The sequence below is a fragment of the Clostridioides sp. GD02367 genome (assembly GCF_045900275.1).
In the GTDB taxonomy this organism is placed as follows: Bacteria; Bacillota; Clostridia; order Peptostreptococcales; family Peptostreptococcaceae; genus Clostridioides; species Clostridioides difficile_A.
The window spans coordinates 47,853-65,223 of sequence record NZ_JBJODK010000017.1; the positions used below are offsets into that span (position 1 = coordinate 47,853).

Below are 17,371 nucleotides of genomic sequence, written 5' to 3' on the forward strand. Positions count from 1 at the left end.
GCAGAAAATCCTAGTTTTAATTTCATAAATCTTTCTTTTAATCCATTTATTTGGTGAAAATTAAAAGCATTCCCTATTGCTATATTTGTATTTATTAGTTACTTTATGGAATATTTATATAGTAATTGTTCTACAAAGTAAGTATGTACACTAATAATAAATATATATAAGGAAATAAAACTTAAAATAAAATTGGGATGAAAAGTATAAAATACTCATCACCCCAGTTTTTATTTAAACATCTTATTTTAGTAAGCTTTTGCCATTACTACCATATTATCTGCTTCTTTTCCACAATATACACACTTGTGACCTAAGTTTTCTTGTTCAAAAGGTAAGCATCTTATAGTTGCTCCTGTTTCTTCCTTAATCTTAGCTTCACATTCTGCATCTCCACACCACATAGTTTTTATGAATCCTGGCTTTTCTTCTAAAGCCTTTTTAAACTCATCCATATTTTCAACTATAGATGTATTGTCTTCTCTATGTTTTTTTGCTTTTTCAAACATATCATTGTGTATAACATCAAATAAATCACATATAGCATCAGCTAATCCTTCTAAAGGCATAGAACTCTTTTCTAAAGTATCTCTTCTAAATATCATAGCTTGATTATTTTCTATATCTTTTGGTCCAATCTCAATTCTTACTGGAACACCTTTCATTTCCCACTCATTAAACTTCCATCCAGTTGTATAGTTATCTCTATCATCAACTTCAACAGTTACTCCTTTAGCTTTTAAATCAGCATATATTTTATCAACTGTTTCCATTACATTTCCTTTTTTAGCAGCTATAGGAACTATAACAGCTTGTATTGGAGCTACTCTTGGTGGTAATACTAGACCTCTGTTATCACTATGAGTCATTATAAGTCCACCTATAAGTCTTGTAGATGCTCCCCAAGATGTATGGTATGGATTAGCTAAATTCCCTTCTCTATCTGCAAAAGTAATATCAAAAGCTTTTGTAAAGTGTTGACCTAAGAAGTGACTTGTACCTGATTGTAATGCTTTACCATCATGCATCATAGCCTCTATAGTATATGTTCTTTCACCACCTGCAAACTTCTCACTTTCACTTTTTTGACCAGATACAACTGGCATTGCAAGTAATTCTTCACATAAAGCTTTATATATTTCTAATTGTTGTATTGTTTCTTCTTGGGCTTCTTCTGCTGTCTCATGTAATGTATGACCTTCTTGCCATAAAAACTCAGATGTTCTTAAGAAAGGTCTAGTTGATTTTTCCCATCTAACAACTGAGCACCATTGATTATAAAGATATGGTAATTCTCTATATGATTTTAACCACTTAGCATACATTGTACATATTATAGTCTCAGAAGTAGGTCTTACACATAATCTCTCTTCTAATTTTTTATTTCCACCATGTGTTACCCATGCAACTTCTGGAGCAAAACCTTCTACATGTTCTGCTTCTTTATTTAATAAACTTTCTGGTATCAATAATGGGAAATAGCAGTTTTTATGTCCAGTTTCTTTAAATCTTTTATCCATAAATTCTTGCATCTTTTCCCATAATGCATATCCATATGGCTTTACAACCATAAAACCTTTGACTGGTGCATAATCAACTAAGTCAGTCTTAGTTATTACATCTGTATACCATTGTGGGAAATCATCTTCCATCTTTGTTATTTCTTCAACAAATTGTTTTTCATTTTTTGCCATTTCAACTACCTCCTCAATTTATTATGTTTTTATAAAAAAACACCACTTTATCTCCTTATATATAGATAAAATGGTGTTTATAAAGTACAACTCTGATTATCTATACAATAGTTTTTTAAGTTACTATCCTAATCTAACATTATTTTTGATAAACTCTGCCTTTACTTTTTCATTTATTTCTTCTATGTCAATTATTTCTTTATCTTCTTTATGTCTAAATTTAAACTCTACTTTACCTTCACTAATATTTTTACCTACTGTAATTCTCATAGGTATTCCTATTAATTCTGAATCATTGAATTTAACACCTATTCTTTCATCTCTATCATCTAATAAAACTTCTACACCCATAGCTTGTAAATCATTATATATCTTTTCAGCTATTGATACTTGTTCCTCATTTTTCATGTTTGCAGGAACTATCACAACATGATATGGAGCTACTGATAAAGGCCATATTATGCCTTTTTCATCATTATGCTGTTCAATTATAGCTGCTGCTGTTCTTTCAACACCTATTCCATAACATCCCATTACTATAGGTTTTGATTTCCCATCTTTATCTATAAAATTCGCATTCATAGATTCTGAATACTTAGTTCCTAGTTTGAATATGTGACCTACTTCAACACCTCTAGCTATTTCAAGTGGTTTTCCACATACTATACACTTGTCGCCTTCTTGAACATTTCTAAAATCTCCAACTATTCCTTCAAAATCTCTTCCATAGTTAGCATTTTTTATATGATATTCAGTTTTATTAGCCCCTACAACTATGTTTCTTTGTTCAACAATTTCTTTATCTATAAATACATAGTCAGCATTTATACCTATTGGTCCAGCAAATCCTACTTCTGCATTAGTTACTTTTCTAACTATATCATCTGTAGCAAGTGCAAATTCTATAACAGAGCCTATAGCATTAGATACTTTAACTTCATTAACTTCTCTATCTCCCCTTACAACAACTACAACTGTTTTCCCATCTGCCTCATATACTAAAGTTTTAGCAAATTTATCTGGAGAAATCTTTAAAAATTCCTCTAGTTCTTTTATTGTAGCTGCTCCTGGTGTGTGAACCTCTTCCAGGTCTTTCATATCTTCTTTTTCTGATGCTACATTACAAGATTCTGCTCTTTCTACATTGGCTGCATAATCACATCCACTACAGAATACAACTTCATCTTCACCAACTTCTGACTTAACCATAAACTCAGCTGATGTAGAGCCTCCTATAGCTCCTGAATCTGCTTGCACTGGACTATTCTCTAGTCCACATCTGTCAAATATACTTACATATGCATCAAACATATCTTGATATGATTTATCCAGACCTTCATTATCTACATCAAAACTGTATGCATCCTTCATTGTAAAAGTCTTAGTTCTCATAACACCAAATCTTGGTCTTCTTTCATCTCTATATTTTACTTGTATCTGATATAAGTTTAATGGCAATTGTTTGTATGAAGTAATTTCTTGTCTTATTATATCAGTGAATGCTTCTTCATGTGTTGGTCCAAGACAGTATTCTCTTTCTGTTCTGTCTTTAAGCCTAAACATTTCTTCACCCATAGCAGTCCATCTTCCAGACTCTTTCCATAATTCAGAAGGAAGTAAAGCCGCACAAAGTATTTCTTGACAATCTTTTTTATTTAGTTCTTCTCTAATTATTTGTTCAATCTTTTTGAACACTCTTAATCCCATCGGTAATTGATTATAAACCCCTGAAGTCATTTTTTTTATCATTCCTGACCTAACCATTAATTGATGGCTTGTAATCTCAGCATCTGCTGGGATTTCTTTTAATGTCGGCATAAACATTTTAGACATTTTCATTAATAAATTCCTCCTGAATATTAATTTCTTGAAAATATAAAAAACCTCTCATCTCTATACAAGTATAGAGACGAAAGGTTTAATTTCCGCGGTACCACTCTAGTTAGCTATGTAAATAGCTCTCTTTTGGGAATGTAACGGTTCCTACCGTAAAGATTTTTATACCTTTAAGCTAAAAGACAGGTTCAAACATTTCCTCTTGAAAACTCTCACCAACGTTTTCTCTCTGTAAAGATTTCATAGTTTTACTATTTCTTTATCATAGCTAGTTTTATATTTATATTAATTTCACTTAAATTCACATATTATAGATATTCTATTTAGGCCTATTCTTTGATATCCAATAAACTTATTACTAATAATATATTAATTATTCTGACTTGTCAACAATAATAAACAAATACTTTGTGATGCTATACCCTGTTTTGCTCCTGTAAAGCCAAGACCTTCTTCAGTAGTTGCCTTTATGTTTATATTATCAATATCTGTATTTAAGACTTTTGATATATTTTTTCTCATGCTTTCAATATGTGGAGCCATCTTAGGGCTTTGAGCAATTATAGTACTATCTATGTTCCCAATCTTATACCCTTTGCTTGTTATTAGATTATGTACATATTCTAATAATTTCATACTATTTGCTCCCTTATATTTTTCATCTGTATCTGGGAAATGCTTACCTATATCACCTAGAGCTAAGGCTCCTAAAATGGAGTCCATTATTGCATGTATTAATACATCAGCATCTGAATGACCTAATAAACCTTTATCATGTGGTATCTCTACCCCACCGATTATGAGTTTTCTATCCTCTGTTAATTTGTGTACATCATATCCTAATCCTATTCTCATATAATTCTCCTTCTGCTATTAACTTCATCTCTTTTTTCCATATTTAATATCTGTTCTGCTATATTTAAATCTTCTGGACTAGTTATCTTTATATTTTCATAAGAGCCCATCACCATAGTAACGCTTTGCCCTATATTTTCAACCAACATTGAATCATCAGTACCATAATAATTATTCTTATAAGCTTGTTCATAAGCATTTATTATGAGATTATACTCAAAAGTTTGAGGAGTTTGAGCTGCCCACAATAGACTTCTCTCTGGAGTTTCTTGTACTGTTCCATCCGACACTATCTTTATAGTATCACTTACTGGCACACCTACAACTACAGCTTTTTTTTCTTTAGCCACCTTTATGGATTCATTAATTATTCTATGGTCTACAAATGGTCTTGCCCCATCATGAATGAGTACTATATCACAATTTTCATCTAATTTTTTTAAGCCATTATATATTGAATCCTGTCTTTCTTTTCCGCCATATGCTATTTTTATATTTTTAAAATTATACTTATTTATTATGTTTTCCTTAAAAAAATCTTCTTCCTCTTTTTTTATACATACCACAATTTCATCTATATTTATATTTTCATAAAAAACTTGAATTGTATGAGCAATAATTTCTTTTTCTCTTAATTTTATGAACTGTTTATTTATGTCTAGGTTCATTCTCCTTCCGCTTCCTGCAGCAACAATTATAACACTATACATGGTATCACCTCGTATTTTATTTTTAACCATAATTTATTAAAACTCTTAATATTCTTTTATTTTAACCATCTGATTAATTATATATTAAATTTTCAGTTGTATAAACAGTTAATATCTATTTTTCAGTTAAAAACATGTATATTTAATTCTATATATATTGATTTTTTAATAGCGATGTTTTTAATTTTACAACTTTGTAACAGTTTCTAAACTTGCAAAAAATATTCAAGGCCTCTAATTTGATATAATAAGATTTTATCAAACAAGAGGCCTTATATTAAAATATTAAATTAATTAAATCTATGTAATGTGGGTAATTTTCTAAAATACTATCTCTTATTTCTTGTTTAAAAAAGTCCACATTTAATAACTTATCCATATTAATTACATCATCTTTATAAGATATAAAAAACTTTGATACCTTCCACTTACTTACATGTATATTGACTTCACTTTCATCATTAAATGGAAGTACTATTTGAAATTTAGGTGTTTTACTATATGTCCACTCCATCTTTTTATATTTATCTTCTACTAGATTGTATACATTTTTGATATCATCACTGTCTAATTTAAGTTCTTTTATACCCTTTATCTTGGATTCTAAATACTTAACACAATAGTCCAAAAAGTAATCTATATCTTTTTCAAATAAGAATTTAATATTGGTTACTTTACTTGAGACAGACTTTGTAGCCTTTGACTCAGTTGACTTATTTGAATTTAGATATTTAGTTAATTTATTTAAATCCGAATCATAAAGAAGAGTTCCATGATAAAGAGAATTTTTTCTTTTTATAGACTGGGCAGAGCCTGAAATTTTTTTCCCTTTCAAAAATAAATCTTTTCTTTCAGTTATAGATATATCTAGACCTAAGCTTAATAGCATATCTTGCATAAACTTAGTATGTTCCAAAAAATCTATTTCATGAAGTTGTCTATCTTTTTGTATGAATGACATATTGATATTTCCTAAATCATGATAAACAGTACCTCCTCCAGATATTCTTCTTAAAATAGGAATTTCTCCCTTTTCAATAACATCATGATGTATTTCCTGATATGGGTTTTGATTTTTACCTATAAAAATAGATTCCTCATTCCTCCATATGATTATAATATCATCATTATATTTCTCATTTAAAAACAGATATTCTTCTAATGCTAAATTAAAGTAAGGATTTGTGCTTTTGTTTAATAAGTAATACATAGAAATACAGACTCCTTTTTTATTTTATCTTATTGCTTATTTTAGACTCAGATAATTTTATATACTATTAGATTTTCTATTTTCATTTCTTAACTATTAAACTTATTATATCACTATAAAACGCCCTAATATTATAGAATATCTATATTTCTACATTAATTTAAAAGTTTTGTTTAGTTTATTTATCCTGACCATATACATTAAAAAATACATCTCTAGCTCTTTTAATTTCTTCGTTTGGTAATAATACTGGTGTGCCAATTGATTTTGCTAAGTAATATACTTTTGCTGAATCCTCTAACATTACAGCAGCTGTAAGAGCATGCCCTACAGAAGGACCAACTGCTATTACACCATGGTTTGCTAAAAGACATGCTCTTTTATCTCCAATTGCTTCAATAACACATTTACCCATTTTGTTAGATGTTGGTGGTGAAAACTTTGCAACAGGTACTTCACCTCCTACTTCATTTGCAAGAGTTGTACTTGCACATGCTATAGGTTCATTCAAAATAGCAAAACAGCTTGAGTATGTAGAATGTGTATGTATTATGCTATTTATATCTTCTCTATGTTTATATATATATAAATGGTCTGGTAAATCCACAGATGCTTTCCATTTGCCATCTATAACATTTCCATCTATATCTACTATAACAATATCACTTGGTATAAGGTCTCTATAGTCCATTCCACTTGGGGTAATTGCTATATATCCTGTTTCTTCATCTCTCCCACTCACATTCCCACCTGTTAATGTCACCAAGTTATAATTTAAAAGGTTTAGAGATGCTTGTAATACTTCTTTTCTCAATTTTTCCAATAACATTAGTTAAATCCTCCTATCTATTATAGATATAATCTTATATATATTAGCAGTACCATATCTTCTAAACACTATCTTTAATCTTAATTTGAAAATTCAAAAAATTTAGTGTAAAGCGTATATCTCCATTCTATCAATAGAAATTATTCTACTTCTATTTTAAATTTTTTATCTTTATATGCCTTTATTTTCTAATCTTTTATTTCTAAATTTTAATGATTCTGGATATAAAGATTCCTCTAACTCAATAAGATAATCATATAATTCTAAATCATTATTAAACATATTTGTTCTTATCCAATATCTACCTTTAAGAAGGCTTCCGTCATTAATTTTTAGATAAAGATTTTTATTATAAAACTCTCGTATTCTTACTTTTTCGATATCTTTAATTTCATAATTATGTGTAGTAATAAATGAGATAAAATGTATACATTTGTTATCAATAATAATTTCTTTAGGATTACTTGATGATATAAAAGTATTGAATATCCCATATATACAGATGATTATCAACAAACTATATATGTTTACACTAAAATTTTCATAGTTATTAAACAGAGCATAAAGCAATATTAAAATCATAAAAAATCCTGGTATTATCACGTTAATTGAGTATCTTATAGAATCGTATTTATATTTTTTCATAATTCATATACTCCTCAATAAAATCATTTTTAGATTTCTTCTTCAAGAGATAATTTTTTATTTTCCTTTATTATTCTATTTCTATTGTAAATAGCCATTCCTAAAGCTATAACTCCAAAAAACACTCCTCCAATAACTTTATAATTCATAATCTTTACAAATATCCAACTTAATGGATTTGCACCATCACAAATACTTGAAATCATAGTTGCTCCCTCTGGCATTTTGAAGCTAGCATTTAAAGCCATTTGAGTAAATAGAGGAGCTAAATTAGTTGCAATTAATAATCCAGAAGTAATTATGAATATTCCTATTATTAATGTCCTAAACACATTCCCTTTTGTAATTGGTACAATTAAAACAAGTGCAAATGGAATTACTGCTAAATCTGCAAATGGCAGAACTTTATTTCCTGGCAATATAGCTGCTATAACTATAGTTAAAGGTACCAATACTAATGCAACTGATAATGTGACAGGATGACCTATCCCTACTGCTGAGTCTAAACCTATATAAATCTTTCCTCTATTTTTAAATCTCTTCTCAATAAATTCCTGCGCTGCTTCTGATACTGGTAATAAGCCTTCCATCAATAATGCTGCCATCTTTGGAATTAATATCAATACAGCTCCCATAGTTACACCTAACTGTAATATACCTTTTATATCATATTTCGCTGCAATACCAATTATTATACCTATTATAGACCCCATTATTAAAGGTTCTCCAAATAATCCAAATTTTTTCTGTAATGTGTCAGCATTTATCTCAATCTTATTTATACCTGGTATTAAATCTAATAGTTTATTTACAACTATAGCAATTGGAACAAATGCCTGTGTAAACCCATGAGGAAGAGATATTCCTGGCATACCCAAATATTTCTCTATACCTGGAGCAGTTAAATCTGCCATTACCAATACAATTACCATATTTGCTACTGCCGCAAACACTCCCCATACCACACTTTGTGTAGCTCCTGCTACTAAAGCACCTGTAAAAGCGAAATGCCAGTAATCCCATATGTCTACATCAACAGTTTGGGTAGTATTAGTAATTAGCATAACTATATTTACTACAAGACCTATTGGAATAATTAAAGCTCCTACTGTTGATGCAAAGGCTATAGCTGATGCTGCTGGCCACCCTACATCTATTATAGATAAGTTTAATCCTAAATTCTTAACCATTTGTTGCGTTGCTGGTCCTAAGTTATCTGTCAGTAAAGCTATAATAGTATTAAGACCTATAAATCCAACTCCCACTGTTAAACCAGCTCTTAATGATTTTCCAAGTTTTGTACCTAATATCAAGCCAAAAATACATATTATTATTGGCATCATTACTTGTGCACCTAAACTAACAATGAAATTTAATATCTCCATTTAAAGACCCTCCATTATTTAATTTTCAGTCTCTAAAACTTATAATTTTAGAGACTATATTTTTTAAAAGTTCAAATTATAATTCTAATTTTTCCAATACATCTTCAATTAATTTGCCCATTCCCACACCAGTTAAAAAAGGTAATCCATTTATTACAGGTGTTTTTATGCTACTAGACACTTGTGTAGTACAAATTATCAAATCATAATCAGGTGCTTTTGATGCAACTTCCACTACTTTACATTGTGTAATGTTGACCATATCCAATTTACCAAGGTCTTGAAGTGCTTTCTTTAATTTGTTTATAGCAATTGTTGAAGTACATACTCCTGTTCCACATGCAACTAATATTTTTTTAGCCACATTATTCACCCCCGTTAAAATTATTTTATTTTAAAGATATCTATAGTTAGAAATCTTCAATGGCATTTTTATATTTTTAATTCCTTTCACAACTTTAATTTTTCAGTTTAGAGTTTAATAAGTCACTCATGCTTTCTTCATTTAAGTTGACAATATTATTTAACATACTCTTATCTTGAAATACAGTCATAAGCTTTTCTAATAATTGTAATTGCTCCTTTGGCTCTTTTACTGCTAACATAAATACAACTTTTACATCAATTTCAGTATCTTCTGTACCCATCATTATAAATTTTACAGGTTTATTCAGTATACCAATCGCTATACCTGGCTCATTTACATGTACTATGTCTGTATGTGGTATAGCCACTCCATAGATTTCTGTTGGTAATCCTGTAGCATACTTTTTTTCTCTTGCTATAACAGCTTCTATGTAACTTTCTTTTACATACTGTTTATCAAATAAACGTTGTCCTAAAAATTTTAATGCATCTTCATTGTTTGATACCTCAATATCTTTAAAAATCAAATTGCTACTAATTATTTGCATTGACTCCATCTAATATCATCTCCCTAATAAAATCTCTATCTTTAATGTTTTTTATCTCTTTAAATTCATCTGTTTCTATAAATGTAAGTAGAGTATTTAATGGATTAAAACATTTTTGGTCTACAGCTAATAAAAGTATTATTTTTACTCTATTTTTACTCCATATAATAGGATTTTTTAAAATAGCTATACTTATAACTGGTCTAATCACATCAATTCCATCTGTATGAGGTATTGCTATTCCATCTGACAATTCAGTTGGAAACAGGTTATCTCTTTCCACTACTTTTTTATAGAAATTTTTCGTCACATAACCTTTCTCTCTAAGTTTTTTACTCATGTACTTTAAAGCTTCTTCTTTTGATTTAACTTGTAAATCTATAAATATATCTTCTTTATGTATTAAATCTGATAACTCATATTTTTTATTTGTTTCAATAATTTGGCTAGTATCAATTAAATTATTTACTTGATTTAATTTCGTTTTATCATTTATGTCTACTAGGCTAAAAAAAGGGATATTTGCTATCTGTGGGTCAATTGTTCCAACTATAGCAATTACATTCTTATCATTACTTATTTGCTTTATCTCCAAATCAAGACTTGGATATTCAATCATACCTATAGGTCTTATATCAATCTTTTCGTCTATGCCTTTAATATTTTCTTCTAAGATTTCTTTTATCTTACAAGCTCCCCCTAATCCAGTGATACATAATGTTAAAATAATAGGTTTTCTAGAATCCAATTTCGTGTTGTTATAATTATTAGCTCTTTCCTTTACTTGTGTTTCTATACTTTTAACTTCATCTACTATTTCATCTATTGTTAAATCTGGCAAAACTGCTCTTCGTATAACTTCTATTGATAGTAAAGTATCAAATCTACATATTGTCCTTATATTAATCCCTGTATTCCCAGAGATGATATCCCCAAAGTATGAAAGCGAACCCATATCAACTAATATAATCACTCCTCTACCTTCATCGATATCTTTTACTATTGTAGTAGCTTCTTCAATCATTTCTTCTGGTTTCTTTTCAAATGGCATATCTAAATATCTTGCATGGTTAATTCCTAATAATTTATTTGTAACTTCACATATAGATGAGGCCACTCTTCCATGAGCCATAAGAAGTACACCTATCTTTTTTTGTTCAGATATATCTCTTCTACTACTCATTTTAAAATATATTGCTATTATACCTATTTCTTCTTTTGGCAAATTTATATTATATCTTTCCTTTAGATATTGAGCTACCTTTTCTGCTACAGAATACTCTAATGGATAATTTCCTATTATTTCTTTTAAATGAGCATTTGATATTACTTTACCTTCTTTTAATCTCTCAAAAGCTGCCTTTAAGTGAACCGCTAAGCATAAATGTAGATTTGGTTCTAATGAAGTAAGATATTGTGATGCTATTTTAATTACTTCATAAGTAAGTTCTACAATATATTTTCCAACAATTGGACTTATATCTGGAATATTATCATTAATAGAAACTTTTTTAACTTGCTTTATATATTTTTGAATACAACTTTCTAACTCTCCTCCAACAATTCTATTTATAACATCGAAGTCTAAACCTTGCTCCAACAAATCAATATGTCTTCTTTCTGTAAGCTTATATATTTCATCAGGAAAAGTATATATATCTTCATTTTTCTTTTCTATCTCTCCCTGAAAATTTGAGTCTATAATTAAGTCTCCATCTACATAATTTTCTATTTTATCTCTACAATTTCTGATTTTCATAAGACCTTGTTTAACATATCCAGGTACATCTGATATATTTATATTTACTTCTTTCTGTTTGCTAGTAAGTTGATTTAATAATCCCCTAGCACAAGCTACTTGAATATCACTTCTAAGCTGACCAACATTTCCTATGCAATCATAAAGCATAAGAGCTTTTAATACGTCAGATTTTATATGTATGCTTGTTCCCATTCTTTGAGCTTCTATCAAGAAGAAGTTATTTATAATATCAAACCTTTCATTTAATGGTCTTGCAACTAATTCTGGTATTTCAATTGTTACAGGTATACGCCTTTTAAATGTATTAAGTAGATGAGAATCTATTGGTTCAGAAGTTGCTGAAATAATCATTACATCTATTTTATTTGTTAATCTAGTCTCTCCTAATTTTCTTACCATACCTTTATCAATCAGTTGGAATAGTATCTCTTGACCTTCATGAGGTAATCTATGTATTTCATCTATAAACAATATTCCTCCATCTGCTTTTGATACTAATCCTTCTTTAGTCTCATCAGCTCCTGTAAAAGCACCTTTGACATGACCAAATAATTGAGATAATAAAAGCTGTGGATTTTCTGAATAGTCTGCTGCATTAAAAATTATAAATGGTGCATTCTTAGGGAATCTAGATGATTCTACTGCAAATTTATACATACATTCTGCCAGCTCACTTTTTCCAACACCGGTTGGGCCCATAATAATAGTATGAAGACCATGAGGTGGATAGAGTATTGCTGCTTTAGATAGTTTTATAATTGTACTTAAGCTACCACTACTACCTATTAATTTATCAAATGCTATATCTGTATTTTCCCCATTATTGTTTATCTCTTCTTTTTTATCATCACCTTCTTTATCATCCTTTAACTCATCAGAATCTTGAATCTCTTTTAAATATTGTATAACTGTAAATCTTGATACTGTAAATCCAATGCTATTTAATCTTCTTGTTATATCATTTTTATTTATGCTTTTTTCTTCTTTTAAAATATCTTTTATAGCTTTAATCAAAACAATTTTTCTTCTTTGCCTTGAATCCTCTATTTTTAACTCATTTCTTAAAAAGGTAACATCTTCTCTTCGAACATTTAACATGTTTGAAATAGCTTCATCTGTTAAAGGATTTTTCTTATCCTCATTTTCAATTAATGTTTTTATTCTTTGCCTCATTTATAGTTGTTCCCTCCTTATTATTTATATAGCAACTTATATGCCATATATTGTTTTTTTTGTGTTTATTATTAGTGCATAAAACCACAACATTTAAATTAAGCTATTCTTTTATTAAAATATTAAGAAAATTTTTTTAGGTATTTTACAAATAATACTTTAAAAAAAACAAAAAAGTCTTTTTTTCTAATTTCAAGTAAAATCAATCTAAAATGGCATTGTTATTTTATATTACTATCTTTTTTGTACAACAAAAACTACAAGTACTCCGATTCTGTATTTTTCCATAAAAAATACTCCTTCTTGTACAAATACATACATTTATACAAGAAAGAGTATGGCTAAATAAGCATTTTAATATTTTATAAAATAAATTTATATTAATAATAGACTTACTTTAATATTTTATTCTTCTAATTTATTTTTTAGGTAAATGTAAACATTCTCCACTTACATCTGCCAAAGCTTCCATCAAAGCTTCTGAAGTACATGGATGACCAAATATCAACTCACTAGCTTCATCAGCAGGTATTTCTAATGCCTTAAATGATGCTGCATGATTTATAAGTTCTGCTACACCACAACCAAACATATGCACACCTAAAATTTCTCCATATTTAGCATCTGCTATCACTTTTACATATCCTTGCTCTTGTCCAGAAGCTAAAGCTCTTCCATTCCCAGCAAAGTTAAATTTACCCACATTTACATTGTGTTTCTTTCTAGCATCTTCCTCTGTAAGCCCAACTGATGCTACTTCTGGAATTGTATAAACACAACTAGGTAATGCACTTAAATCAGCTTCTTCATTCATACCTAAAGCATTTGAAGCTGCTACTTCTCCCATTTTAAATGCTGCATGAGCTAACATTACACCTCCAGTAACATCACCTACTGCATATATACTTGGTATACTTGTTTCCATTTTGCTATTTACAGATATAGAACCTTTATCTATTTTAATGTCTAAATCTTCTATACCAGAAAGATTAGCTTGTCTTCCTATAGCATATAGACATAAATCTGCTTTTATTGTCTCCTCACCTTCAATACAAACTAATATTTTATTGCCTTCTTCTTTAAACTCAGAAACTTTCTTTTTAGTTAATACATTTATGCCTTTTTTATTAAGAGAATAATTCAAAGATTCACTTAATTCCTTGTCCATTCTTGGGATTATTCTATCTTCCATTTCTACAATAGTTACCTTAGAGCCTCTTGAATTGAATATCTCTGCAAATTCGCAACCTATCACTCCACCACCGATTATTACTAATTCTTCTGGTACTGTCTCTAAGTCTAAAGCCTCTGTACTAGTTATTATCAAATTCGATTCTATTCCTTTTATAGGCAATACCCTTACTTTAGAGCCTGTTGCAATTATTATATTTTCTGTATCTAGAACTTTTCCATCAGATAATATTACTTTATGCTCTTCTTTAACACTAGCTTTAAGATTAAATACTTCTACATTTCTGCTTTTTAATAGACCACCAACACCAGCAGTAAGTTTTTTAACTACTCTATTTTTATATTTTATTGCCTTCTTGATGTCTTGCTCTTTATCTACAGTTACTTTTACACCTCTTTTTGATAACTGGTCAATCTCCTCTAATATTTCTGCTGTTTTTATATAAGTTTTTGTAGGAATGCAACCTCTGTTTAAACAAGTTCCTCCTAATACATTTTCTTCAACTAATGCAACTTTTCCTCCTAACAGGGCTGCTTTTAATGCTGCTAAGTACCCCCCAGGTCCTCCACCTATTACCACTACATCATAGTCATGATTACACTCTTTTTTATTTACTTTTTCTTCTTTATCCTCCACGCTTTGCTTTTCTTCAATAGCATCTTCTTTTGGCACATCTCCAGATAAATATTTAGCTTTTATTTCTTCTTGATTTTCACCTTTTTCTGCTATTGCACCTATTACTGTAAATACTGGTAATACTTCACCTTCTTCTTTATGTATGATTACAGCCAGTGTACCTTCTCCCTCTGATTCTATTTCCATATTTACTTTATCTGTTGTTATTTCTAATATAGGTTCTCCAATTTTTACTTCTTCGCCTTCTTGTTTTAGCCAAGATACTATGGTACCTTCTTCCATAGCTACTCCTGCTTTTGGCATTATAACTTCTACTGACATAGGCTCTCCTCCTATTTATTTTCATATATTTTCATTAATCAATTTATATTCATATAGTTCACTTTAAAAATAATGCTAAATATATAAAGGTTTTAAATTCACCTAAATAATTATAACTATGTAACCTATTCAAACTATTATATCAATAAAGAAACATCAAAACCTATACAAGCATTGATAAAGGATTTTCTAACAATTCTTTTAACTCTTTTAAGAATTTTGCTGCTACTGTTCCATCTATCACTCTATGGTCTGATGTCAATGATAAGTTCATTATAGGTTTTATTTTAGCCTCTCCATTTACTGGAACAAACTTATCTTGTGTAGCACCTACCCCTAATATTGCACTTGAAGGCATATTTATTATAGGTGTAAATGTAGTTATACCATACATTCCGACATTACTTATAGTAAATGTATTCCCTTCTTGGTCTGCTGGTAGAAGTTTCCCTGTTTTTACTTTTTCAGCAAACTCTTTACTTTCTTTTGCTATTTCTTTTAAAGATTTTTTATTTACGTTCTTTACTACTGGGACATATAGACCTTCATCTAGGCCAACTGCAATAGCTATATTTATATCTTTGTATCTAAATATTCCCTCATCTGTCCATGCAGAATTTAATGCTTGATGCTTTGGAAGTATTCTAGACACTGCCATTACTATTAAATCTGTCATAGTCAATTTTACTCCAACTGATTCTTTTACTGTATCTATTAATTTTGCTCTGAGTGACTTCAATTCTGTAGCATCTACCTCTATGTTGAATGTAAATACAGGAGCACTAAAGTAACTTTCTGACATTCGTTTTGCTACAGTAGCTCTCATTGGATTTGGTTTTTCAAACTCTCCTTCTACTGTATTAAACACACTTGAATTTTCACTTTTCGTATTTATCTCCTCTGTATCATTAGTTTTAGATATGTTAGTTGACACAACAGCCTCTTGTGTATTTACTCTTTCCACATCATACTTTCTTATTTTTCCATTATATCCAGTACCTACAATAGTTTCTAAATCTATATTTAAATCTTCTGCTATTCTTTTAGCTAAAGGTGTAGCATTTACCTTACTATCTTTTAAGTAATTTAACACATCAACTAAATGAATTCTTCCATTTTCTCCACTTCCAATCAGCTTATCTAGTTTTATGTTGTCTTTTCTAGCTTGGTTTCTAGCTGCTGGTGTGGCCTTTACTTTATTTGCCACCATATCTATCCCTCCTTATCTAACAATCAAAGATTTTATTGCTTCTTCTATTTCATCAACTCTTGGGACAACTGCTTTTTCTAACTCGGGATTATATGGTATTGGCACATCTTTTCCGCATATTCTTTTTACTGGTGCATCTAAATAATCGAATGATTCACTTTCTGTTATTAAGGCTGATATTTCTCCACCTAGTCCACCAGTCTTAGCTGCTTCATGACAAATTAGAACTCTTCCAGTTTTACATACACTTTTAACTATAGTCTCCTTATCCAATGGATATAAGGTTCTTAAATCTATAATTTCTACATTTATATTTTCTTTTGATAATGTCTCTGCTGCTTCCTCAACACTTTGTAACATCCTTCCATAAGTGATTACTGTAACATCTGTTCCTTCTCTTTTTATGTCTGCCTTTCCAATTTCAATTACATAATCACCTTCTGGTACAATACCTTTTTTTCTATATAACAATTTATTTTCAACAAATATAACTGGATTATTATCTCTTATAGCTGCTTTTAATAAACCTTTAGCATCTGCTGGTGTAGAAGGTGCAACTACTTTTACTCCTGGAACATGGCAAAACCAAGCTTCTAAACTCTGTGAATGTTGTTCTGCTGAACCAGTCCCAGAGCCACCAGGACATCTAACAACCATTGGAACTTGTGCTTTTCCACCAAACATATATCTCATTTTTGCTGCTTGATTTACAATTGCATCCATAGAGATTGTCACAAAGTCCATAAACATTACTTCCATAATAGGTCTTAGACCAGTTGCTGCTGCTCCTGCTGCTGCTCCTGCTATAGCTGCTTCTGATATAGGAGTATCCTTTACTCTTTCTGGTCCAAATTCATCTATCATTCCAACTGATACACCAAATGCTCCTCCATATATTCCTATATCTTCTCCCATAAATATTACATTTTCATCTCTTCTCATTTCTTCTGACATTGCTTCCTTTATCGCTTGTGCATATGTTAATTCTCTTGTACTCAT

At 29.7% G+C, this 17,371-nt stretch carries 14 protein-coding genes and 1 other annotated feature; all 14 genes read right to left on the minus strand.

What is annotated here, in order from left to right; translation table 11 throughout:
* Nucleotides 1-248: 248 nt before the first annotated feature.
* Complete coding sequence (gene proS / locus Q3223_RS17810; RefSeq protein ID WP_054268667.1) at nt 249-1,694, minus strand: proline--tRNA ligase; 1,446 nt, start codon at nt 1,692-1,694, stop codon at nt 249-251.
* 123 nt (nt 1,695-1,817) lie between these two features.
* A complete protein-coding gene (locus Q3223_RS17815) occupies nt 1,818-3,533 on the minus strand; it encodes a proline--tRNA ligase (protein WP_054268666.1) in 1,716 nt (571 codons plus the stop codon).
* 63 nt (nt 3,534-3,596) lie between these two features.
* Nucleotides 3,597-3,805, minus strand: a binding site (T-box leader).
* 94 nt (nt 3,806-3,899) lie between these two features.
* Nucleotides 3,900-4,385, minus strand: coding sequence for a 2-C-methyl-D-erythritol 2,4-cyclodiphosphate synthase (gene ispF, locus Q3223_RS17820; RefSeq protein ID WP_054268665.1), 486 nt, complete (start codon nt 4,383-4,385; stop codon nt 3,900-3,902).
* On the minus strand, nt 4,382-5,095 hold the full coding sequence (gene ispD, locus Q3223_RS17825; RefSeq protein WP_054268664.1) for a 2-C-methyl-D-erythritol 4-phosphate cytidylyltransferase: 714 nt from the start codon (nt 5,093-5,095) through the stop codon (nt 4,382-4,384). The genes ispF and ispD overlap by 4 nt, the downstream gene beginning before the upstream one ends.
* Before the next feature lie 277 nt (nt 5,096-5,372).
* Nucleotides 5,373-6,305: a biotin/lipoate A/B protein ligase family protein gene (locus Q3223_RS17830; protein ID WP_407812323.1), complete on the minus strand. Its 933-nt coding sequence runs from the start codon at nt 6,303-6,305 to the stop codon at nt 5,373-5,375.
* Nucleotides 6,306-6,483: 178 nt separating this feature from the next.
* Nucleotides 6,484-7,134 (minus strand): class II aldolase/adducin family protein, encoded by a 651-nt coding sequence (locus Q3223_RS17835; protein ID WP_054268662.1) that lies wholly within the window; start codon nt 7,132-7,134, stop codon nt 6,484-6,486.
* A gap of 171 nt (nt 7,135-7,305) precedes the next feature.
* Entirely contained in the window at nt 7,306-7,779 is a 474-nt protein-coding gene (locus Q3223_RS17840; RefSeq protein WP_054268661.1) for a hypothetical protein, read from the minus strand.
* 29 nt (nt 7,780-7,808) lie between these two features.
* Nucleotides 7,809-9,164, minus strand: coding sequence for a PTS galactitol transporter subunit IIC (locus Q3223_RS17845; RefSeq protein WP_074179365.1), 1,356 nt, complete (start codon nt 9,162-9,164; stop codon nt 7,809-7,811).
* A gap of 76 nt (nt 9,165-9,240) precedes the next feature.
* Nucleotides 9,241-9,528 (minus strand): PTS sugar transporter subunit IIB, encoded by a 288-nt coding sequence (locus tag Q3223_RS17850; RefSeq protein WP_176702504.1) that lies wholly within the window; start codon nt 9,526-9,528, stop codon nt 9,241-9,243.
* Nucleotides 9,529-9,622: 94 nt separating this feature from the next.
* A complete protein-coding gene (locus Q3223_RS17855) occupies nt 9,623-10,087 on the minus strand; it encodes a PTS sugar transporter subunit IIA (protein WP_054268658.1) in 465 nt (154 codons plus the stop codon).
* Nucleotides 10,065-13,013: a sigma 54-interacting transcriptional regulator gene (locus Q3223_RS17860; RefSeq protein ID WP_284181500.1), complete on the minus strand. Its 2,949-nt coding sequence runs from the start codon at nt 13,011-13,013 to the stop codon at nt 10,065-10,067. The genes Q3223_RS17855 and Q3223_RS17860 overlap by 23 nt, the downstream gene beginning before the upstream one ends.
* Before the next feature lie 418 nt (nt 13,014-13,431).
* Nucleotides 13,432-15,162, minus strand: coding sequence for a dihydrolipoyl dehydrogenase (gene lpdA / locus Q3223_RS17865; RefSeq protein WP_407812327.1), 1,731 nt, complete (start codon nt 15,160-15,162; stop codon nt 13,432-13,434).
* A 163-nt stretch (nt 15,163-15,325) separates the two neighbouring features.
* On the minus strand, nt 15,326-16,372 hold the full coding sequence (locus tag Q3223_RS17870) for a 2-oxo acid dehydrogenase subunit E2 (protein WP_407812329.1): 1,047 nt from the start codon (nt 16,370-16,372) through the stop codon (nt 15,326-15,328).
* A gap of 12 nt (nt 16,373-16,384) precedes the next feature.
* Nucleotides 16,385-17,371, minus strand: coding sequence for an alpha-ketoacid dehydrogenase subunit beta (locus tag Q3223_RS17875; protein WP_407812331.1), 987 nt, complete (start codon nt 17,369-17,371; stop codon nt 16,385-16,387).

Excerpts from the sequence above, each read along its gene's own strand:
- proS (WP_054268667.1), bottom strand. The coding sequence starts at position 1,694 with ATGGCAAAAAATGAAAAACAATTTGTTGAAGAAATAACAAAGATGGAA.
- Q3223_RS17815 (WP_054268666.1), bottom strand. The coding sequence starts at position 3,533 with ATGAAAATGTCTAAAATGTTTATGCCGACATTAAAAGAAATCCCAGCA.
- ispF (WP_054268665.1), bottom strand. The coding sequence starts at position 4,385 with ATGAGAATAGGATTAGGATATGATGTACACAAATTAACAGAGGATAGA.
- ispD (WP_054268664.1), bottom strand. The coding sequence starts at position 5,095 with ATGTATAGTGTTATAATTGTTGCTGCAGGAAGCGGAAGGAGAATGAAC.
- Q3223_RS17830 (WP_407812323.1), bottom strand. The coding sequence starts at position 6,305 with ATGTATTACTTATTAAACAAAAGCACAAATCCTTACTTTAATTTAGCA.
- Q3223_RS17835 (WP_054268662.1), bottom strand. The coding sequence starts at position 7,134 with ATGTTATTGGAAAAATTGAGAAAAGAAGTATTACAAGCATCTCTAAAC.
- Q3223_RS17840 (WP_054268661.1), bottom strand. The coding sequence starts at position 7,779 with ATGAAAAAATATAAATACGATTCTATAAGATACTCAATTAACGTGATA.
- Q3223_RS17845 (WP_074179365.1), bottom strand. The coding sequence starts at position 9,164 with ATGGAGATATTAAATTTCATTGTTAGTTTAGGTGCACAAGTAATGATG.
- Q3223_RS17855 (WP_054268658.1), bottom strand. The coding sequence starts at position 10,087 with ATGGAGTCAATGCAAATAATTAGTAGCAATTTGATTTTTAAAGATATT.
- Q3223_RS17860 (WP_284181500.1), bottom strand. The coding sequence starts at position 13,013 with ATGAGGCAAAGAATAAAAACATTAATTGAAAATGAGGATAAGAAAAAT.
- lpdA (WP_407812327.1), bottom strand. The coding sequence starts at position 15,162 with ATGTCAGTAGAAGTTATAATGCCAAAAGCAGGAGTAGCTATGGAAGAA.
- Q3223_RS17870 (WP_407812329.1), bottom strand. The coding sequence starts at position 16,372 with ATGGTGGCAAATAAAGTAAAGGCCACACCAGCAGCTAGAAACCAAGCT.
- Q3223_RS17875 (WP_407812331.1), bottom strand. The coding sequence starts at position 17,371 with ATGAGTACAAGAGAATTAACATATGCACAAGCGATAAAGGAAGCAATG.